Annotated in this window: 15 protein-coding genes and 1 riboswitch; of the genes, 4 read left to right on the forward strand and 11 right to left on the reverse strand. The window is 70.0% G+C overall.

What is annotated here, in order from left to right:
• Positions 1 to 46: 46 nt before the first annotated feature.
• From ACWEJX_RS28630 to ctaE, 6 genes are all read right to left on the reverse strand, one after another.
• The gene (locus ACWEJX_RS28630) at positions 47 to 1447 is read right to left on the reverse strand and encodes an aminotransferase class V-fold PLP-dependent enzyme (protein WP_451610303.1); all 1401 of its coding nucleotides are present in this window, start codon (positions 1445 to 1447) and stop codon (positions 47 to 49) included.
• Positions 1448 to 1640: 193 nt separating this feature from the next.
• Positions 1641 to 1757: riboswitch (SAM riboswitch) on the reverse strand.
• A 99-nt stretch (positions 1758 to 1856) separates the two neighbouring features.
• Positions 1857 to 2921, reverse strand: a complete 1065-nt coding sequence (gene trpD, locus ACWEJX_RS28635) for an anthranilate phosphoribosyltransferase (RefSeq protein ID WP_451610304.1) — start codon at positions 2919 to 2921, stop codon at positions 1857 to 1859.
• Positions 2922 to 3061: 140 nt separating this feature from the next.
• Positions 3062 to 4687, reverse strand: a complete 1626-nt coding sequence (qcrB, locus tag ACWEJX_RS28640; protein WP_403798444.1) for a cytochrome bc1 complex cytochrome b subunit — start codon at positions 4685 to 4687, stop codon at positions 3062 to 3064.
• Positions 4684 to 5736, reverse strand: coding sequence for a cytochrome bc1 complex Rieske iron-sulfur subunit (gene qcrA / locus ACWEJX_RS28645; protein ID WP_451610305.1), 1053 nt, complete (start codon positions 5734 to 5736; stop codon positions 4684 to 4686). Before qcrA ends, qcrB begins: the two co-directional genes overlap by 4 nt.
• Positions 5733 to 6542 carry a cytochrome bc1 complex diheme cytochrome c subunit gene (gene qcrC, locus ACWEJX_RS28650; protein WP_403798450.1) on the reverse strand — a complete coding sequence of 270 codons (810 nt, stop codon included), beginning with the start codon at positions 6540 to 6542 and terminating at the stop codon, positions 5733 to 5735. Before qcrC ends, qcrA begins: the two co-directional genes overlap by 4 nt.
• 72 nt (positions 6543 to 6614) lie before the next feature.
• Positions 6615 to 7235 carry an aa3-type cytochrome oxidase subunit III gene (gene ctaE / locus ACWEJX_RS28655; RefSeq protein ID WP_403798452.1) on the reverse strand — a complete coding sequence of 207 codons (621 nt, stop codon included), beginning with the start codon at positions 7233 to 7235 and terminating at the stop codon, positions 6615 to 6617.
• A 187-nt stretch (positions 7236 to 7422) separates the two neighbouring features.
• On the opposite strand from ctaE, the gene ACWEJX_RS28660 reads away from it, so the two are divergent.
• Complete coding sequence (locus ACWEJX_RS28660; protein WP_451610306.1) at positions 7423 to 7824, forward strand: hypothetical protein; 402 nt, start codon at positions 7423 to 7425, stop codon at positions 7822 to 7824.
• A 15-nt stretch (positions 7825 to 7839) separates the two neighbouring features.
• On the opposite strand, the gene ACWEJX_RS28665 is transcribed toward ACWEJX_RS28660, so the two are convergent.
• The 4 genes from ACWEJX_RS28665 to ctaC form a co-directional block, all read right to left on the reverse strand.
• Entirely contained in the window at positions 7840 to 9099 is a 1260-nt protein-coding gene (locus tag ACWEJX_RS28665) for an Ig-like domain-containing protein (protein ID WP_451610307.1), read from the reverse strand.
• Positions 9100 to 9235: 136 nt separating this feature from the next.
• On the reverse strand, positions 9236 to 9634 hold the full coding sequence (locus ACWEJX_RS28670) for a cytochrome c oxidase subunit 4 (protein ID WP_451610308.1): 399 nt from the start codon (positions 9632 to 9634) through the stop codon (positions 9236 to 9238).
• Positions 9631 to 11367, reverse strand: coding sequence for an aa3-type cytochrome oxidase subunit I (gene ctaD, locus ACWEJX_RS28675; protein WP_451610309.1), 1737 nt, complete (start codon positions 11365 to 11367; stop codon positions 9631 to 9633). Before ctaD ends, ACWEJX_RS28670 begins: the two co-directional genes overlap by 4 nt.
• Positions 11364 to 12329 carry an aa3-type cytochrome oxidase subunit II gene (ctaC, locus tag ACWEJX_RS28680; RefSeq protein ID WP_451610310.1) on the reverse strand — a complete coding sequence of 322 codons (966 nt, stop codon included), beginning with the start codon at positions 12327 to 12329 and terminating at the stop codon, positions 11364 to 11366. Before ctaC ends, ctaD begins: the two co-directional genes overlap by 4 nt.
• 393 nt (positions 12330 to 12722) lie before the next feature.
• On the opposite strand from ctaC, the gene ACWEJX_RS28685 reads away from it, so the two are divergent.
• Positions 12723 to 14111: an aminotransferase class V-fold PLP-dependent enzyme gene (locus ACWEJX_RS28685; RefSeq protein WP_451610311.1), complete on the forward strand. Its 1389-nt coding sequence runs from the start codon at positions 12723 to 12725 to the stop codon at positions 14109 to 14111.
• Between the two features lie 61 nt (positions 14112 to 14172).
• On the opposite strand, the gene ACWEJX_RS28690 is transcribed toward ACWEJX_RS28685, so the two are convergent.
• Entirely contained in the window at positions 14173 to 15147 is a 975-nt protein-coding gene (locus ACWEJX_RS28690) for a carbohydrate kinase family protein (protein WP_451610312.1), read from the reverse strand.
• Between the two features lie 132 nt (positions 15148 to 15279).
• Between ACWEJX_RS28690 and ACWEJX_RS28695 the strand changes: the two genes are divergently transcribed.
• Positions 15280 to 15486, forward strand: a complete 207-nt coding sequence (locus tag ACWEJX_RS28695) for a hypothetical protein (RefSeq protein ID WP_451610313.1) — start codon at positions 15280 to 15282, stop codon at positions 15484 to 15486.
• Positions 15487 to 15551: 65 nt separating this feature from the next.
• The gene (locus ACWEJX_RS28700) at positions 15552 to 16964 is read left to right on the forward strand and encodes a hypothetical protein (protein ID WP_451610314.1); all 1413 of its coding nucleotides are present in this window, start codon (positions 15552 to 15554) and stop codon (positions 16962 to 16964) included.
• Positions 16965 to 17019 lie beyond the last annotated feature (55 nt).

Raw genomic sequence — 17019 nt, forward strand, 5'->3', positions numbered from 1 at the left:
GGCCTCTCCCCCGCGGGAGGCCGGCTTCACCCGTTCGAGCGACCGATCAGCCGCGGTCCGGGACGCAGCGGCCGTCCTCGGTGCGGTACTTCCACTGGGCGCCGTCGCGGACCAGCTCCCTCACCGCGCCCACGAACCGCTCCACGTGCTCGTCGGGCGTGCCCGCGCCGAAGCTCACCCGGATCGCGTTGAGAGACCGCTCCCCGGGGGCCGCCTCCGGGGCGCCGCACTCGCCCGGGTCCTGCGGGTCGCTGCCGAGCAGGGTGCGCACCAGCGGGTGGGCGCAGAACAGGCCGTCGCGGACGCCGATGCCGTACTCGGCGGAGAGCGCGGCGGCGAAATGGGAGCTGTTCCAGCCCTGGACGACGAAGGAGATGACGCCGACACGGTCGGCGTCATCGCCGAAGAGGGAGAGCACACGGACCTCGGGGACGTCGGCGAGGCCCTGCCGGACCTTGGCGATGAGGTGCCGCTCGCGGGCGACGAGCCGGTCGAAGCCGGCCTCGGTGAGCGCCTTGCAGGCCGAGGCGATGGAGTAGACGCCGATGACGTTGGGCGAACCGGCCTCGTGCCGGGCCGCGGTGGTGTGCCACTCCACGTCCACACCACCGTCGGCCCGGCGGGCCACCTTGCGGGAGGCGCCGCCGCCCGCGAGGTAGGGCTCGGCGTCCTGCAGCCAGTCGGCGCGGCCGGCGAGCACGCCGGAGCCGAACGGGGCGTACAGCTTGTGCCCGGAGAACGCGACCCAGTCGACGTCCAACTCCCGTACGGAGACGGGGTGGTGGGGCGCCAGCTGGGCGGCGTCGAGGACGATCCGCGCGCCGTGCGCGTGCGCGGCGGCGGCGAGTTCGCGCACCGGCCACAGCTCGCCGGTGACGTTGGAGGCGCCGGTCACGCAGACCAGCGCGGGGCCGTACGGATCGCGCTCGGCGAGCGCGCGCTCCAGGGTCTCGACGGCCTGCTGCGGGGTGCGCGGCGCGTTGAGGTAGGTGACCTGGGCGTCGCGCCACGGGAGGAGCGAGGCGTGGTGCTCGGTCTCGAAGACGAAGACCTGGCAGTCGGCGGGGACGACGTGGGCGAGCAGGTTGAGCGAGTCGGTGGTGGAGCGGGTGAAGACGACCTGGTCGCCGGGGCGGCAGTCGAGGAACTCGGCGACGGTGGCGCGGCTGTTCTCGAAGAGGTCGGTGGAGAGCTGGGAGAGGTAGCCGGCGCCGCGGTGGACGCTGCCGTAGTACGGGGCGTAGGCGGCGACGTCGTCCCACACGCGCTGGAGGGCCGGGGCGCTGGCGGCGTAGTCGAGCGCGGCGTAGGTGACCTCGCCGCCGGTGACCAGCGGGACGGTGACGTCCCGGCCGAGGACCGGCAGCGGGGCGTCGCAGCAGGGGTCGGCGGAGGTGTCGGCGGTGACGGCGGAGGCGAGGGCGGCGGCGTTCGGGCGTGCGGACATAACGGTGTCTCCCGGCATGAAAGGGGCGCGAAAAGGCGTACGAGTGCCCGTGCGGCGGCAGCGCGCGGAGGCGCGGAAAGGGGTTGCCGCGGACGGGTGTTGATTTCGGTGAGGGGCCGAGGGCCCTAACGCATTCGCTTGCTCACGAGACACCGCTCCCTAGAGGACCAAGGACCCCAGGGTGGTGCGCAGGGGTCCGCGCTTGCCGCAGGCTTCTGCTCGTGCGGCCTGGTCTTCACCCGGGGCACCCCGCCACGGACGGAGGGTTGCCGGACAGCCAGCCGGGGCTTTGTGGCTGTCACTCATGACCTGTCGAAAAACCTATGCCAGACGATCACGACGCCGCAACCCCGTCCCGGCATCCGGGACGGGGTCGCAACAGTGCGTTCACATGCCTCCGAACGAGGCGTCAGGCGTTGCTGGCGGCGATCCACCGCTCCAGGGCCCGCCGGGCCGCGCCGGAGTCGACGGACTCGGCGGCCTTCGCGATGCCCGCGGCCAGTTGCTCCGCCAGGGTGCCTTCGCCCGGCTCCAGGGCGGTGAGCGCCGCCGCCGCGTTGAGCAGCACCGCGTCGCGCACCGGCCCGGTCTCGCCGGCGAGCAGCCGTCGGGCGACATCGGCGTTGTACGACGGGTCGCCGCCGCGCAGCGCGTCCAGGGTCACCGGCTGGATGCCGACGTCACGCGGGTCGAAGCGCTCCTCGCGCACGGCGCCGTCCCGGACCACCCACACCCGGGAGGTGCCGGTGGTGGTCAGCTCGTCCAGGCCGTCGTCGCCGCGGAACACCAGGGCGGAGTTGCCGCGCTCGGCGAGGACTCCGGCCACGATCGGCGCCATCCGCGGGTCGGCGACGCCGACGGCCTGTGCCCGCACCTTGGCCGGGTTGGTCAGCGGACCGAGCACGTTGAAGGTGGTCCGGATGCCGAGCTGGCCGCGGGCCGTGGCCACGTACCGCAGCGAGGGGTGGAACCTCACCGCGAAGCAGATGGTGATGCCGGCCTCCTCGGCGACCTCGGCGACCCGGCGCGGGGTGATGTCGAGGTTGACGCCGAGCTTCTCCAGGACGTCGGAGGAGCCGGAGGCGGAGGACGCGGCGCGGTTGCCGTGCTTGACGACCTTCACGCCGGTGCCGGCCACCACGATGGAGGCCATGGTGGAGATGTTCACCGTCTTGGCGCCGTCGCCGCCGGTGCCGACGATGTCCACGGCCGGGCCGGGTACCTCGATGACGTTGGCGTGCTCGTACATGGTCCGGACGAGGCCGGTGATCTCCTCGACCGTCTCGCCCTTGGCCCGCAGCGCCACCATGAAGCCGGCGATCTGCACGTCGGTCGCCTCGCCGCGCATGATCAGGTCCATCGCCCAGGCGGTGTCGTCGGCGGACAGGTTGCGGCCTTCGAGCAGTCCGTTCAGCAGGGCGGGCCAGGAGCGGCCCGCCGCGGTGTCGCCTCCAGCGGGGTTCACAGCGCTCATGACAGCTCCTGGTCTACGACGTATGGCACGCGATGGCGTGATGACCCCACCCTATCGATCTCGGGCAACGGCAAAGAGCCCCGTCCATCGAATGGACGGGGCTCTCGCCGTGGCGACCTACGTCAGGAGGTCAGTGGTGATCAGTGGTGGCCGTGGCCGCTCTCGATCTCCCGGTACTCCTCGACGGTGGGCTTGGCGACCTGGCTGTCGCCGCCGTAGTAACCCCGGTTCAGCTTGACCCGGAGCTTCTCCATGCGGCCGATCTTGCGCTCGACACCGTTCTCGTCGACGGCCGGCGGCAGCTCGGCCGGCGCGTACTGCTCGTGCGCCGTGAGCTTGTAGCGCTGGCCCTGGCTGAGCGGCTGGTGGACCTCGACGAACTCACCGTGCGGCAGGCGCTTGATGATGCCGGACTCGCGGCCGTGCAGCACCTTGTCCTTGTCGCGGCGCTGGAGGCCGAGGCAGATCCGCTTGGTGACGATGAAGGCGATGACCGGGCCGGCGAAGAAGAAGATCCGCACGAACCAGGTGATCGAGTTCAGCGACAGGTGGAAGTGGGTCGCCCAGAGGTCGTTTCCACCACCCACCAGCATGATCATGTACGCGGTGATCCAGGCGACACCGAAGGCGGTGCGCGTCGGAGCGTTGCGCGGGCGCTGCGCGATGTGGTGCTCGCGCTTGTCGCCGGTGATCCAGGACTCGATGAACGGGTACACCGCGATGGCCGCGAGGACCAGCGGGAAGATCGCCAGCGGGATCATCACGCCGAGGACCAGCGTGTGGCCCCACAGGTTGATCTCCCAGCCCGGCATGACACGGATCAGACCCTCGGCGAAGCCCATGTACCAGTCGGGCTGGGCGCCGGTGGACACCTGGTCCGGGCGGTACGGGCCGATGGCCCAGATCGGGTTGATCGAGGCGATGGCCGCGACGACCGCGATCACGCCGAAGACCAGGAAGAAGAAGCCTCCGGCCTTCGCCATGTAGACCGGCAGCAGCGGCATGCCGACGACGTTCTTGTTCGTGCGGCCGGGGCCCTCGAACTGGGTGTGCTTGTGGACGAACACCAGGATGAGGTGCGCGACCACCAGGCCGAGCATGATGCCCGGGAGCAGCAGCACGTGCGCCGAGTAGAACCGGGCGACGAAGTCGCCGCCGGGGAACTCGCCGCCGAACAGGAACATCGACAGGTACGTGCCGATGATCGGCACGGACAGGATCGCGCCCTGCATGAAGCGGACACCGGTGCCGGAGAGCAGGTCGTCCGGGAGCGAGTAACCGGTGAAGCCGGTGAACATGCCCAGGAAGAACAGCAGGAAGCCGAACAGCCAGTTGATCTCACGCGGCTTGCGGAACGCGCCGGTGAAGAAGACGCGCATCATGTGCACGAACATGCCGGCGAGGAAGATCAGCGCCGCCCAGTGGTGGATCTGCCGGATGAGCAGGCCACCGCGCACCTCGAAGGAGATGTGCATGGTCGAGTTGAACGCCTCGGACATCAGCTGACCCTGGAGCGGGACGTAGGGTCCCATGTACTCCACCTCGTTCATGGACGGGTGGAAGAACATCGTCAGGTAGACGCCGGTCAGGATGATGATGAGGAAGCTGTAGAGGCAGACCTCACCCAGCATGAAGGACCAGTGGTCCGGGAAGATCTTCCGCATGTTGGCCTTGGCCAGCGTGTAGATCCCCAGGCGACCGTCGGCCCAGTCGGCGATCCGCTCTCCGCGGGGCGCCTGCTTACGCGTGTTGGTCACGGTGCTCATCCGCGCTCCCAGAAGGCAGGACCGACGGGCTCTTCGAAGTCGCTGAGCGCCTCGAGGTAACCCTTGTCGTTCACGCCGATCCGCAGCTGCGGCAGGGCGTGGCCGGCCGGGCCGAAGATGACGCGGGCGCCGTCGGACAGGTCGAAGGTGGACTGGTGGCACGGGCAGAGCACGTGGTGCGTCTGCTGCTCGTACAGCGAGATCGGGCAGCCGACGTGGGTGCAGATCTTCGAGAAGGCGACGATGCCCTCGTGCGACCACTCGAGCTCGCGCTTGTCCTTGATGTCCTCCGGCTGGATCCGGATGATCATCAGGGCGGCCTTGGCGATCTCGGTCTGGAAGTGCTCGTCGTGCTCCGAGAGGCCCTCGGGCATCGCGAAGGTCAGCGAACCCACCGCGACGTCCTCGGGACGCAGCGGCTCGTGCGTGTTCATGTTGATGAGCTGCTTGCCCTTGGCCCACAGCGTGCTGCGGAGCTTCTCCTCGGGCAGCGGACCCATGTCACGCAGCAGGACGATGCCGGACAGCGGAACCATCGCGAGCGCCCCGAAGAGCGTGTTGCGGATCAGCTTGCGGCGGCCGAAGCCGGACTCGGCGGCACCGGCCGCGAAGTCCGCCATGACCTTCGCCTTGACCTCGGGCTCCGCCGCCATCGGGTGACGCTCGTCGGCGATCTCGACGTCGGACATCAGGGTGCGGGCCCAGTGGACCGCGCCCGCGCCGATGAAGAACAGCGCCGCACCGAGGGTCAGACCCAGGGCGAAGTTGAGCGAGGACACCCGGCCGAACGGCCAGATGTACACGATCGCGTCGACGGGGAAGATCACGTACGAGGCGATGAAGCCGATCGTGGCCAGCATCGACAGCGTGAACATGAAGGCGACCGCACGCTCGGACCGGCGGGCGGCCCGCTCGTCGATGTCCTGGATGCGGGGCTTGTGGGGCGGGAGGCCCGGGTCGGCGAACGGGTCGTCGGCGACCTTCACCGCGCCGTGCGCGGTGTCCTGCACGGTCGGCAGGTTCTCTTCTGGATTCTCTTGGGTACTCATGACTTCTTGGCCTTAGCGGTGTGGGCCGCGACCCAGATGGCAACTGCGATCAGCGCGCCCAGACCGAAGATCCACGCGAACAGACCCTCGCTGACGGGGCCGAGGCCACCCAGCTTGAGACCACCCGGGCTGTCGGCCTTGTCGCTGTTGACGGCCTGGACGTAGGCGATGATGTCCTTCTTCTGCTTCTCCGGCATCGTGGTGTCGGGGAAGGAGGGCATGTTCTGCGGGCCGGTCTGCATGGCCTCGTAGAGGTGCTTCGGGTCCACGCCCTCAAGGGTGGGCGCGTACTTGCCGTAGGTCAGCGCGCCGCCCTCACCGGTGAAGTTGTGGCACTGGGCGCAGTTGGTGCGGAACAGCTCGCCACCCTTGGCGATGTCGGCACCGTCAGGGCTGTACTGGCTTTCCTTCGGCGCGATCGGGCCGGCGCCGAGGGAGGCGACGTACGCGGCAAGCTGGTCGATCTCAGCCTGCGAGTAGATCGTCTTCTTCCTCGGGACCTGGGCGCCCGGCTGCTGGGCGGGCATACGGCCGGTGCCGACCTGGAAGTCCACCGCCGCCGAGCCCACGCCGACCAGGGACGGGCCGTCAGAGGTGCCCTGACCGCCGGTTCCGTGGCAGCTGGCGCAGCCGACGGAGTAGAGCTTCTTGCCCTCCTCGATGGCGAGGGACTGGGCGGTTTCGTCGGCCTTGGCCGTGCCCGCGGGCGCGAACGCGGCGTACAGCCCCCCAGTTGCCGCCAGCGCGAGGAGTAGGACGACGACCGCCGCCAGCGGATGGCGTCGTCGTGCGGAGAGCTTTTTCACGGATTACCCCGGTGTCAGGATCTTCTGCGTCGATGCTTGCTGGATGTGTCTGCGCCCGGAGGCGGAGACCGATTACTTGATCAAGTAGATCGTGGCGAAGAGGCCGATCCAGACGACATCGACGAAGTGCCAGTAGTAGGACACGACGATGGCGGCGGTTGCCTGCTCGTGGGTGAACCTCTTGGCGGCGTACGTCCGGCCGAGGACCAGCAGGAAGGCGATGAGACCGCCCGTCACGTGCAGGCCGTGGAAGCCGGTGGTCAGGTAGAACACCGTGCCGTACGGGTCCGAGGACAGCGAGAGGCCGTCCTTCTTGACCAGCTCGGTGTACTCGAAGACCTGGCCGCCGATGAAGATCGCGCCCATCACGAAGGTGATGATGAACCACGTCCGGAGCTTCTTCACGTCGCCCCGCTCGGCGGCGAAGACGCCGAGCTGGCAGGTGAGGGAGGAGAGCACCAGGATCGTGGTGTTCGTCGCGGAGAACGGGAGGTTCAAGGCATCGGCCTTTTCCGCCCAGAAGTCCGGACCCATCACGGATCGCAGGGTGAAGTACATCGCGAAGAGGGCCGCGAAGAACATCAGCTCGGAACTCAGCCAGATGATGGTTCCGACGCTGGTGAGGTTCGGTCGATTGACCGACGGGTGCGCGTGCCCGGTATCTACTGTCGTTACTGTCGCCACGACCGACATTATGTCGGTCGCTTATCCCGCCCTCACTCCGGGGGGTGCCGTTCGGAGTGTCCGGGGCGCGTGTCCAGCCCGAACGGCCCATCGGAACGGGGCCGGGGCACCCTTCGAACAGGCGTTGAACGGGTGTTGACGGGGTGTGGACCGGAGTAGCATCCGCGCAACGACCGACCACCTTCACGGAGGAACGATGCAGTCGAGCGCCACGGTCCTGGTCTACAGCGACGACGCGAACACCCGGGCGCAGGTGCGCCTGGCGGCCGGGCGCAGGCCCGCCGCCGATGTTCCCCCGGTCGAGTTCGTCGAGTGCGCGACGCTGCCGGCGGTCCTGGAGGAGCTGGACCGGGGCGGCATCGACGTGTGCGTGCTCGACGGCGAGGCGGTGCCGGCCGGTGGCATGGGCGTGTGCCGCCAGATCAAGGACGAGATCTTCCACTGCCCTCCCGTCCTGCTGCTGATCGGCCGTCCGCAGGACGCCTGGCTGGCCACCTGGAGCCGCGCGGACGCCGCGATCACCCATCCGGTGGAACCGGTGGAGTTCGCGGCGTCGCTGGCGGCCCTGCTGCGTTCACGCCTGTCCGTGGACGCGTAGCCCCGGCCGTACGGGCTAGAGGGACGGCCGCAGGCGGGCCTTGGCGTCCTCGGTGGCGGCGGGGTCCGAGCCGCCGCCCGTCACCAGGGCGCTGCCCTTGTGCCACTTGTCCCAGGGCATGTTCCAGTCGCCGAAGCCGTTGCCGAAGGTGTCCATCATCTCGCCCTCGCTGTTGACGACCTGGACGATGTCGCCGGGGCGCACGTTCTCGTAGAACCAGGCGGCGTTGCCGGTCGACATGCCCACGCAGCCGTGGCTGACGTTGGCGACGCCCTGCGAGCCCACCGACCAGGGGGCGGCGTGCACGTACTCGCCGCTCCAGGTCACCCGGGTGGCGTAGTACACCGGCAGGTCGTACGAGTCGGAGCTGCCCTCCGAGATGCCGATGCTGGTGCCCCGCATCCGGACGTAGTACTCCTTGCCGAGCACCACCTTGATGCCGTTTCGGGTGGAGAAGCCCGGTTTTCCGGTGGTCACCGGAATGGTGTTGATCACTTCTCCGTTCTTCTTCACCGTCATGTAGTGCTCGCTCGCGTCCGCGACCGCCTCGATGCGGTCGCCGATGGTGAGCTTCAGCGGCTTGGACGCGCCGCCGTAGAGCTTGTCGCCGACCTTCAGGCCGTCGAGGTTGCCGGTGGCGGTGACGGTGGCGCCGGTGGGCCAGTACTCCTTCGGGCGGTAGTGCAGGTTCTTGTCGTCCACCCAGTACCAGCCGCCCTCGACGGCGGGCGTGGAGCGGACCTTGAGGGCCCGTTCGACGACGGCGCGGGCCGCCTTGTCCTTCACCGGGACGCTCAGCTCGGCCGTGATCGGCTGCCCGACCCCGTATGTGCCCGCCTCGGGGCCGAAGGTGACGGTGAGGGCCCGTTTGGCCGGTGCTGTCTCGAAAGTGAACGTACGGGCCCCTGGAGCGCCGTCCTCGTCCTCGGTGGCCACCTGGACGGTGTACCGGGCACCGGCCGCGAGAGCGGCCGTGGAGCGCCATTTCCGCCCGTCCGCGGTGAGTTCGCCGGCCAGGTGGTGCCCGGTCCCGTCGGTGGCGGTGACGTCGGTGATCCGCCCGTCGTCGCCCTTGGCGGTGATCTCCAGGGGCTTGTCGGGGTCCGCCTTCTTCCCACCGCCGGGCGCGTTGAAGGCGATCTCGTCGGACGCGTCGTAGGGCCTCGCCGACAGCGGATGGTCCTCGGAGCCCGCACACGCGGTGGCACCGGCGGTGACGGTGAGGGCCAGAAGGGTGCAGCTCAGAACAGTCCGAATGCGCGGCGTGTCGTTCATGCCCTCACGTTAAGAACGATCCTCGCGCCCGGCGCGCCGAGTGGAGCAAACGAGGGGCCCGGTCACTTCGGGTGAAGTGACCGGGCCCCTCGGAGTGTTACCGGGTACTGCTGGTGCCGCTGCCGGCGGCCGGCTGCTACTGGTTCTGGTTCTCACCGCGGTAGAACTCGAACACCCAGCCCCACAGACCGACGAGGATCAGCGGAGCCGAGAAGTACAGCAGCCACCAGCCCATCGCGATGGCGAGGAACGCGAGCGCACCGCCGATGGCCAGCGAGAGCGGCTGCCAGCTGTGCGGGGCGAAGAAGCCCACCTCGCCGGCCTCGTCCGCGACGTCGGCCTCCTTGTCGTCCTGCGCCATGGCGTCGACCCGCCGGGCCGTGAAGGCCAGGTAGTAGCCGATCATGATGCACAGACCGAAGGCCAGGAACAGCGCCGTCGTACCGACCGGCTCCTTCGACCACACGCCATAGACGATCGCCATGGCGAGGACGAAGACGCTCAGCCAGATGAACATCTTGCCCTGGATCTTCACTTGCCGGCCTCCTTGCCGCCGCTGAGGGCCGCCACCTCGTGAGGCTTGTTCTCGAGCTGGTCGAGAGCCGCGATCTCAGGGTGGTGCAGGTCGAACGCCGGGGATTCGGAACGGATCCGCGGCAGGGTGAGGAAGTTGTGCCGCGGCGGCGGGCAGGACGTCGCCCACTCGAGCGAACGGCCGTAGCCCCACGGGTCGTCGACCTCGATCTTCTTGCCGTACTTGGCGGTCTTCCACACGTTGTAGAAGAACGGCAGCATCGACAGGCCGAGCAGGAACGACGAGATCGTCGAGATCGTGTTCAGCGTGGTGAAGCCGTCGGCGTCGAGGTAGTCCGCGTAACGACGCGGCATGCCCTCGGCACCCAGCCAGTGCTGCACCAGGAAGGTGCCGTGGAAGCCCACGAACAGCGTCCAGAAGGTCATCTTGCCGAGGCGCTCGTCCAGCATCTTGCCGGTGAACTTCGGCCACCAGAAGTGGAAGCCGGAGAACATCGCGAAGACCACGGTGCCGAAGATGACGTAGTGGAAGTGCGCCACGACGAAGTACGAGTCGGAGACGTGGAAGTCCATCGGGGGCGAGGCCAGGATGACGCCGGTCAGACCACCGAAGGTGAAGGTGACCAGGAAGCCGACGGCCCAGAGCATCGGGGTCTCGAAGGACAGCGAGCCCTTCCACATCGTTCCGATCCAGTTGAAGAACTTCACGCCGGTCGGAACGGCGATGAGGAACGTCATGAAGGAGAAGAACGGGAGGAGCACGCCACCGGTGACGTACATGTGGTGGGCCCACACGGTCACGGACAGACCGGCGATCGCGATGGTCGCGGCCACCAGACCGATGTAGCCGAACATCGGCTTACGGCTGAAGACCGGGATGACCTCGGAGATGATGCCGAAGAAGGGCAAGGCGATGATGTACACCTCTGGGTGTCCGAAGAACCAGAAGAGGTGCTGCCAGAGCAACGCTCCGCCGTTGGCCGCGTCGAAGACGTGGGCACCGAACTTGCGGTCCGCCTCCAGGGCGAACAGCGCGGCCGCCAGGACCGGGAAGGCGAGCAGGACCAGGACACCGGTCAGCAGCACGTTCCAGGTGAAGATCGGCATGCGGAACATCGTCATGCCCGGAGCGCGCATGCAGATGATCGTGGTGATGAAGTTGACCGAGCCGAGGATCGTGCCGAAGCCGGAGAAGGCCAGACCCATGATCCACATGTCGGCGCCGACACCCGGCGAGCGGACGGCGTCCGACAGCGGGGAGTAGGCGAACCAGCCGAAGTCGGCGGCACCCTGCGGGGTGAGGAAGCCGGCCACGGCGATGATCGAGCCGAAGAGGTACAGCCAGTAGGCGAACATGTTCAGCCGCGGGAACGCCACGTCGGGCGCGCCGATCTGCAGCGGCATGATCCAGTTCGCGAAACCGGCGAACAGCGGCGTCGCGAACATCAGCAGCATGATCGTGCCGTGCATCGTGAACGCCTGGTTGAACTGCTCGTTCGACATGATCTGCGTGCCCGGACGGGCAAGCTCGGCGCGCATGAAGAGCGCCATGATGCCGCCGATGATGAAGAACACGAACGACGTCAGCAGGTACATCGTGCCGATCGTCTTGTGGTCGGTGGTGGTGAGCCACTTGACCACGACGTTGCCGGGCTGCTTGCGGCGTACCGGGAGCTCGTTCTCGTACGAGTCCTCAGCCGCGGCCGCCCCGTGGGGTTCGTTGAGAATGCTCACAGCTTCTTCTTCTCCGCATTCCGGGCCGGGTCCGTCTGAGCGATGCCGGACGGGATGTAGCCGGTCTGCCCCTTCGCGGCAAGCTCCTTCAGGTGCGCCTGGTAGCGCTCCGGGGAGACCACCTTGACGTTGAAGAGCATCCGGGAGTGGTCGACACCGCACAGCTCGGCGCACTTGCCGAGGAAGGTGCCCTCCTGGGTCGGGGTGACCTCGAAGGCGTTGGTGTGACCCGGGATGACGTCCTGCTTCATCAGGAAGGGCACCACCCAGAAGGAGTGGATGACGTCACGCGAGGTCAGGACGAACCGGACCTTCTCGCCCTTCGGCAGCCACAGGGTCGGGCCCGGGTTGCCGGTCTGCGGGTTCCGGGTGCCGGGGATGCCGGCGTCGTAGACGCCGCCCGCGTTCGCCGGGAAGTCGGCCTTGAACTTGTCCGGAATCGCCGCGAGGTTCGGAGCCTTCTGGGCGTCGCCGGGCACACCGGGCACGTTCTCGACGTAGTTGAAGCCCCAGCTCCACTGGTAGCCGACCACGTTGATCGTGTGCGCCGGCTTCGGGGTGAGCTCGAGGAGCTTGGACTCGTCGCGCGCGGTGAAGTAGAAGAGCACCGACACGATGATGAGCGGCGTGACCGTGTACAGCGCCTCGATGGGCATGTTGTAACGGGTCTGCGGAGGTACCTCGACCTTGGTGCGGCTGCGCCGGTGGAAGATGGTGGCCCAGATGATCAGGCCCCACACCAGGATGCCGGTGACGAGCGCGGCGGCCCAGGAACCCTGCCACAGGGAGAGGATCCGGGGAGCCTCCTCCGTCACCGGGGTGGGCATACCAAGGCGGGGGAAGTCTTCCCAGTTGTACGAGCAGCCGGTGGCTGTCGCCAGGATCAGGCCCGCAGTCAGCACCTGCGGCAGCTTCCGCCGCATCGGGCGCCGCGACGAGCGGTCGGAGCCGTTGGGACTCACGTAGCGCCTTCCCGAGAGTCTCGGCCCGCGAGGTCGGCTGCCACGGCCGTCCGTCTCGCTGGTCGGTCGCCGCCCCGGCCGCGGGCAGGGGTTTGGATGTTTATGCGGACCAAACCCTACTGGACGCTATTTGGGGTCGCGCGGGGAGGGTGCCCAACGCGCCGTCCGGGCCCCCGAAGGGGTGGACTCCGGCGCGTTGGAAGCGTGACGCGGGGGGCCGAACGGCCGTGTGCGCCGCGCCTGTCGCCGGTGCGGACCGGGCTTCTGACGGGGAGTCGCGCGGAGCGGGAAGGGCGTGGGCGGCGGGCAGGGAACCGGGCGGGCGGCGGGCGGGGAACGGCACGGGCGGCGGGCAGGGAACCGGGCGGGCGGCGGCGGGGATAGCGTGGCGGGATGCCGTACTTCGACGCCGCATCGGCGGCTCCGCTGCACCCCGTCGCCCGTCAGGCGCTGCTCGCCGCCCTGGACGAGGGCTGGGCCGATCCGGCCCGCCTGTACCGGGAGGGGCGGCGGGCCCGGATGCTGCTCGACGCGGCGCGGGAGGCCGCGGCGGAGGCGGTCGGCTGCCGGCCCGACGAGCTGGTGTTCACTCCTTCGGGGACACGCGCGGTTCACGCGGGCGTCGCCGGGGCGCTCGCGGGGCGCCGGCGGGCCGGGGAGCGGCTCGTGGTGTCGGCGGTCGAGCACTCCTCCGTGCTGCACGCCGGCGAGGCGCACGCGGCGGCGGGCGGGACGGTGACCAAGGTGCCGGTGGGGCGCTCGGGCGCGGTGGACCCGGAGGTCTTTGCGGAGGCGCTCGACTCCCGTACCGCCCTTGCCTGTCTGCAGTCCGCCAACCACGAGGTGGGCACCGAGCAGCCGGTGGCGGAGGTCGCGGCGGCCTGCCGGGCGGCGGAGGTGCCGCTCCTCGTGGACGCGGCGCAGTCGCTGGGCTGGGGGCCGGTGCCGGTGGGCTGGTCGCTGCTCGCGGCGAGCGCGCACAAGTGGGGCGGGCCGGCGGGGGTCGGGCTGCTCGCGGTGCGCAAGGGTGTCCGGTTCGCCCCTCAAGGCCCGTCGGACGAACGGGAGTCGGGGCGGGCGCCCGGTTTCGAGAACCTGCCGGCGATCGTGGCGGCGGCGGCCTCGCTGCGGGCGGTACGGGCGGAGGCGGCGGCCGAGTCGGCGCGGCTGCGGGCGCTGGTGGACCGGATCCGGGCGCGGGTGCCGGAGCTGGTGCCGGACGTGGAGGTGGTGGGCGACCCGCTGCGGCGGCTCCCCCATCTCGTCACCTTCTCCTGTCTCTACGTCGACGGGGAGACGCTGCTCGCCGAGCTCGACCGGGAGGGTTTCTCCGTTTCGTCCGGTTCGTCGTGCACGAGTTCGACGCTGACGCCCAGCCATGTGCTGCGCGCGATGGGGGTGCTGAGCGAGGGCAACGTCCGGGTCTCGCTGCCGACCGGCACCACGGAGGAGGACGTGGACCGCTTCCTCGCCGTCCTCCCGGGCGTGGTGGCCTCCGTGCGCGACCGCCTCGGCGCCCCGTCGGCGATGTTCGCCGCGCCCGAGGAGAGCTCCGGCACCCTCGTGGTCGACGCCCTCGGCCGCCGCTGCCCGATCCCGGTCATCGAACTCGCCAAGGTCATCGGCGACGTCCCGGTCGGCGCCACGGTGACGGTCCTCTCGGACGACGAGGCGGCGCGCCTCGACATCCCGGCGTGGTGCGAGATGCGGGGGCAGGAGTACGTCGGCGAGGAGGCGTGGCCGAAGGGCGGGACGGCGTACGTGGTGCGACGCGTGTCGTAGCCCGCGGACGCGCGGGAGCCCCGGGGCGCGCGCCCCGGGGCTCCGTAGCGGTCCGTGCGGGTCAGCCCAGGTGGGCCTGGACCTCGGCGGCGGCCTCGTCGCCGTACGCCTTGGTGAAGCGCTCCATGAAGTTGGCGCGGCGCAGCGTGTACTCCTGCGTGCCCAGCGTCTCGATCACCAGCGTGGCCAGCATGCAGCCGACCTGCGCCGCGCGCTCCAGGCCGACGCCCCACGCGAGACCGGTCAGGAAGCCGGCGCGGAAGGCGTCGCCGACGCCGGTCGGGTCGACCTTGGCGTCCTCCTCCGGGCAGCCGACCTCGATCGGGTCCTCGCCGACGCGCTCGATGCGGACACCGCGCGAGCCGAGGGTGGTGACCCGGTGGCCGACGCGGCCGAGGATCTCCTCCTCCGTCCAGCCGGTCTTCGACTCGATGAGGCCCTTCTCGTACTCGTTGGAGAAGAGGTAGGTCGCGCCGTCGAGCAGCGTGCGGATCTCCTCGCCGTCCATGCGCGCGATCTGCTGCGAGAAGTCGGCGGCGAACGGGATCCCGCGGGTCCGGCACTCCTCCGTGTGGCGCAGCATCGCCTCGGGGTCGTCGGCGCCGATCAGGACCAGGTCGAGACCGCCCACGCGGTCGGCGACGGCCTTGAGCTCGATCAGCCGGGCCTCGCTCATGGCACCGGTGTAGAAGGAGCCGATCTGGTTGTGGTCCTTGTCCGTGGTGCACACGAAGCGCGCGGTGTGCAGCACCTCGGAGATGCGGACGGAGGCGGTGTCGACGCCGTGCCGGTCGAGCCAGGCACGGTACTCGTCGAAGTCGTAACCGGCCGCGCCCACGAGGATCGGGTTGCCCCCGAGCTGGCCCATGCCGAAGCAGATGTTCGGGCCCACGCCGCCCCGTCGGATGTCGAGGTTGTCGACGAGGAAGGAGAGCGAGACCGTGTGCAGCTGGTCCGCCACGAGCTGGTCGGCGAACCGGCCCGGGAAGGTCATGAGGTGGTCGGTGGCGATGGAGCCGGTGACTGCGATACGCACGGCTGGATGCTCCCGTGGGGAAGGACGGTAATGACAGTTCACGCTACCGGCTGCGGGGGCGGAAGCCGAACAGTGGAAACTACCCCAGAGTAGGGCTTTTCCCCGATGCCGAGGCGTGCGTACGGTGCCGCCATGACCGTGTACCCCGCTCCTCGTGAGCCGCAGGAGTCCGAGTTCAGCCTCGCCGAGCTGTGCGGGGACGGCGCGCGGATGGCCCCGCACTGGGTCCCCGACTCCGTTCCGCAGGCCGCTCCGGTCTCTCCCGCGCTGATCCACGGCGTGAAGGTGCCGGCCGCGTCGGCGCGGCTGATCGCCGCGACCCCCGAGTACGGGATCTGAGCACAGAACCGGAACCGGTTGACCCTCGTTCCCGTCCCAGGGGTGTCCTTGGGAAGGAGCGAACGGTGAGCAGTTCGGAAACCGGGCGGGGAAAGCGCCCGTTTCTTGTCACCTCGGTGGCGGCGGCAGCGGTGCTGCTGGTGGGCGGCGGAGGCGTGTACTACGCCGCCACGGCCAGCGGCGACGGCGGCGGCCACGCCGGCGACAGCGGCGATACGGCGGTGCGCGCCGCACCGACGCGGGGCGGCGGTCAGGGGATCGCGCCGGGTGAACCCGACCCGAGCGGTTCCGACGGGACCGTCTACCGGGCCCGGGGTCCCCTCCCCCACGGGCCGTCCTCGGCTGCTGTCCACCGGCCCGAGGGGCGGGTCACCCCGGCCGAGGTGACCCGGCTGGCCCGCGCCCTCGGGCTCGCCGGCACGCCCCGGCTGGTGTCCGGGGTGTGGCAGCTGACGCCGGAGAAGGACAGCAACGGGCTGCGGCTCGACGTGTCCGAGCGGGCGCCGGGAAGCTGGACCGTGAGCCGCTACGACGGCGGCCCGGTCGGCGACACCTGCCTCAAGGGCAAGGCCTGCCCGCCGCCGGGGGAGGCGAAGCCGCCGACGGGCGGCGGCTCTCCGGTGAGCGAGGCCGCGGCCAGGGCGGCGGCGGCGCCGGTCCTCAAGGCGATCGGCCAGGACGACGCCAAGCTGGACGCGAGCCAGATCATGAACGGCTCGGTACGGGTGGTCAACGCCGACCCGGTCGTCGACGGCCTGCCCACGTACGGCTGGTCGACCGGCATCCAGGTGGGCCCCGACGGCTCCGTGGTGGCCGGGAGCGGGCGGCTGCTCGAACCGGCCAAGGGCGCCACGTATCCGGTGATCGGGGCGAAGCAGGCCCTGGACGAGCTGAACAGGGACGCGAAGGGCGCGGGCCCGGCCGCGATCGGCGGCTGCGCGATCGACCCGCCGGCGGGCAAGGCGCAGGGCGAGGGCGACCCGAGCCGGGCGGACTCCTCCTGCCCGGCGCCGGAGCCGCACGTCGTCACCGTCACCGGCGCCGTCTTCGGGCTCGCCGCTCAGGACGTGGGCGGCGAGGCATCCCTCGTACCGGCGTGGCTGTTCGAGGCGCGGGAGCAGCCCGGCACCAAGCCGTACACGGTGGTGCGGACCGCGGTGGAGGACCGGTACCTGAGGCCGCCCGCGCAGTCGGCGCCGCCGGCGGTGCCGGAGCGGCAGATCAGCGCGTACCGGACGGACGCGGGCGGCCGGCAGCTGTCGGTGACCTTCTGGGGCGGGGTGTGCAGCACGTACACGGTGACGGCGGCCGAGACCCCGCAGAAGGTGACCGTACGGATCGCCGAGAAGCCGACGGAGCCGGGCAAGGCGTGCATCGCGATCGCCGTCGAGATCACGAAGACGGTGACGCTCGACGCGCCGCTGGACGGCCGGACGGTGGTGGACGGGGCGAGCGGACAGGCCGTGCCGCGCAGCTGAGCCGCGCGCCGGCCCGTACGCGTACGCGAGAGGGCGGCACCCACGGTGTGGGTGC

It is taken from the genome of Streptomyces sp. NPDC004788 (genome assembly GCF_053601115.1).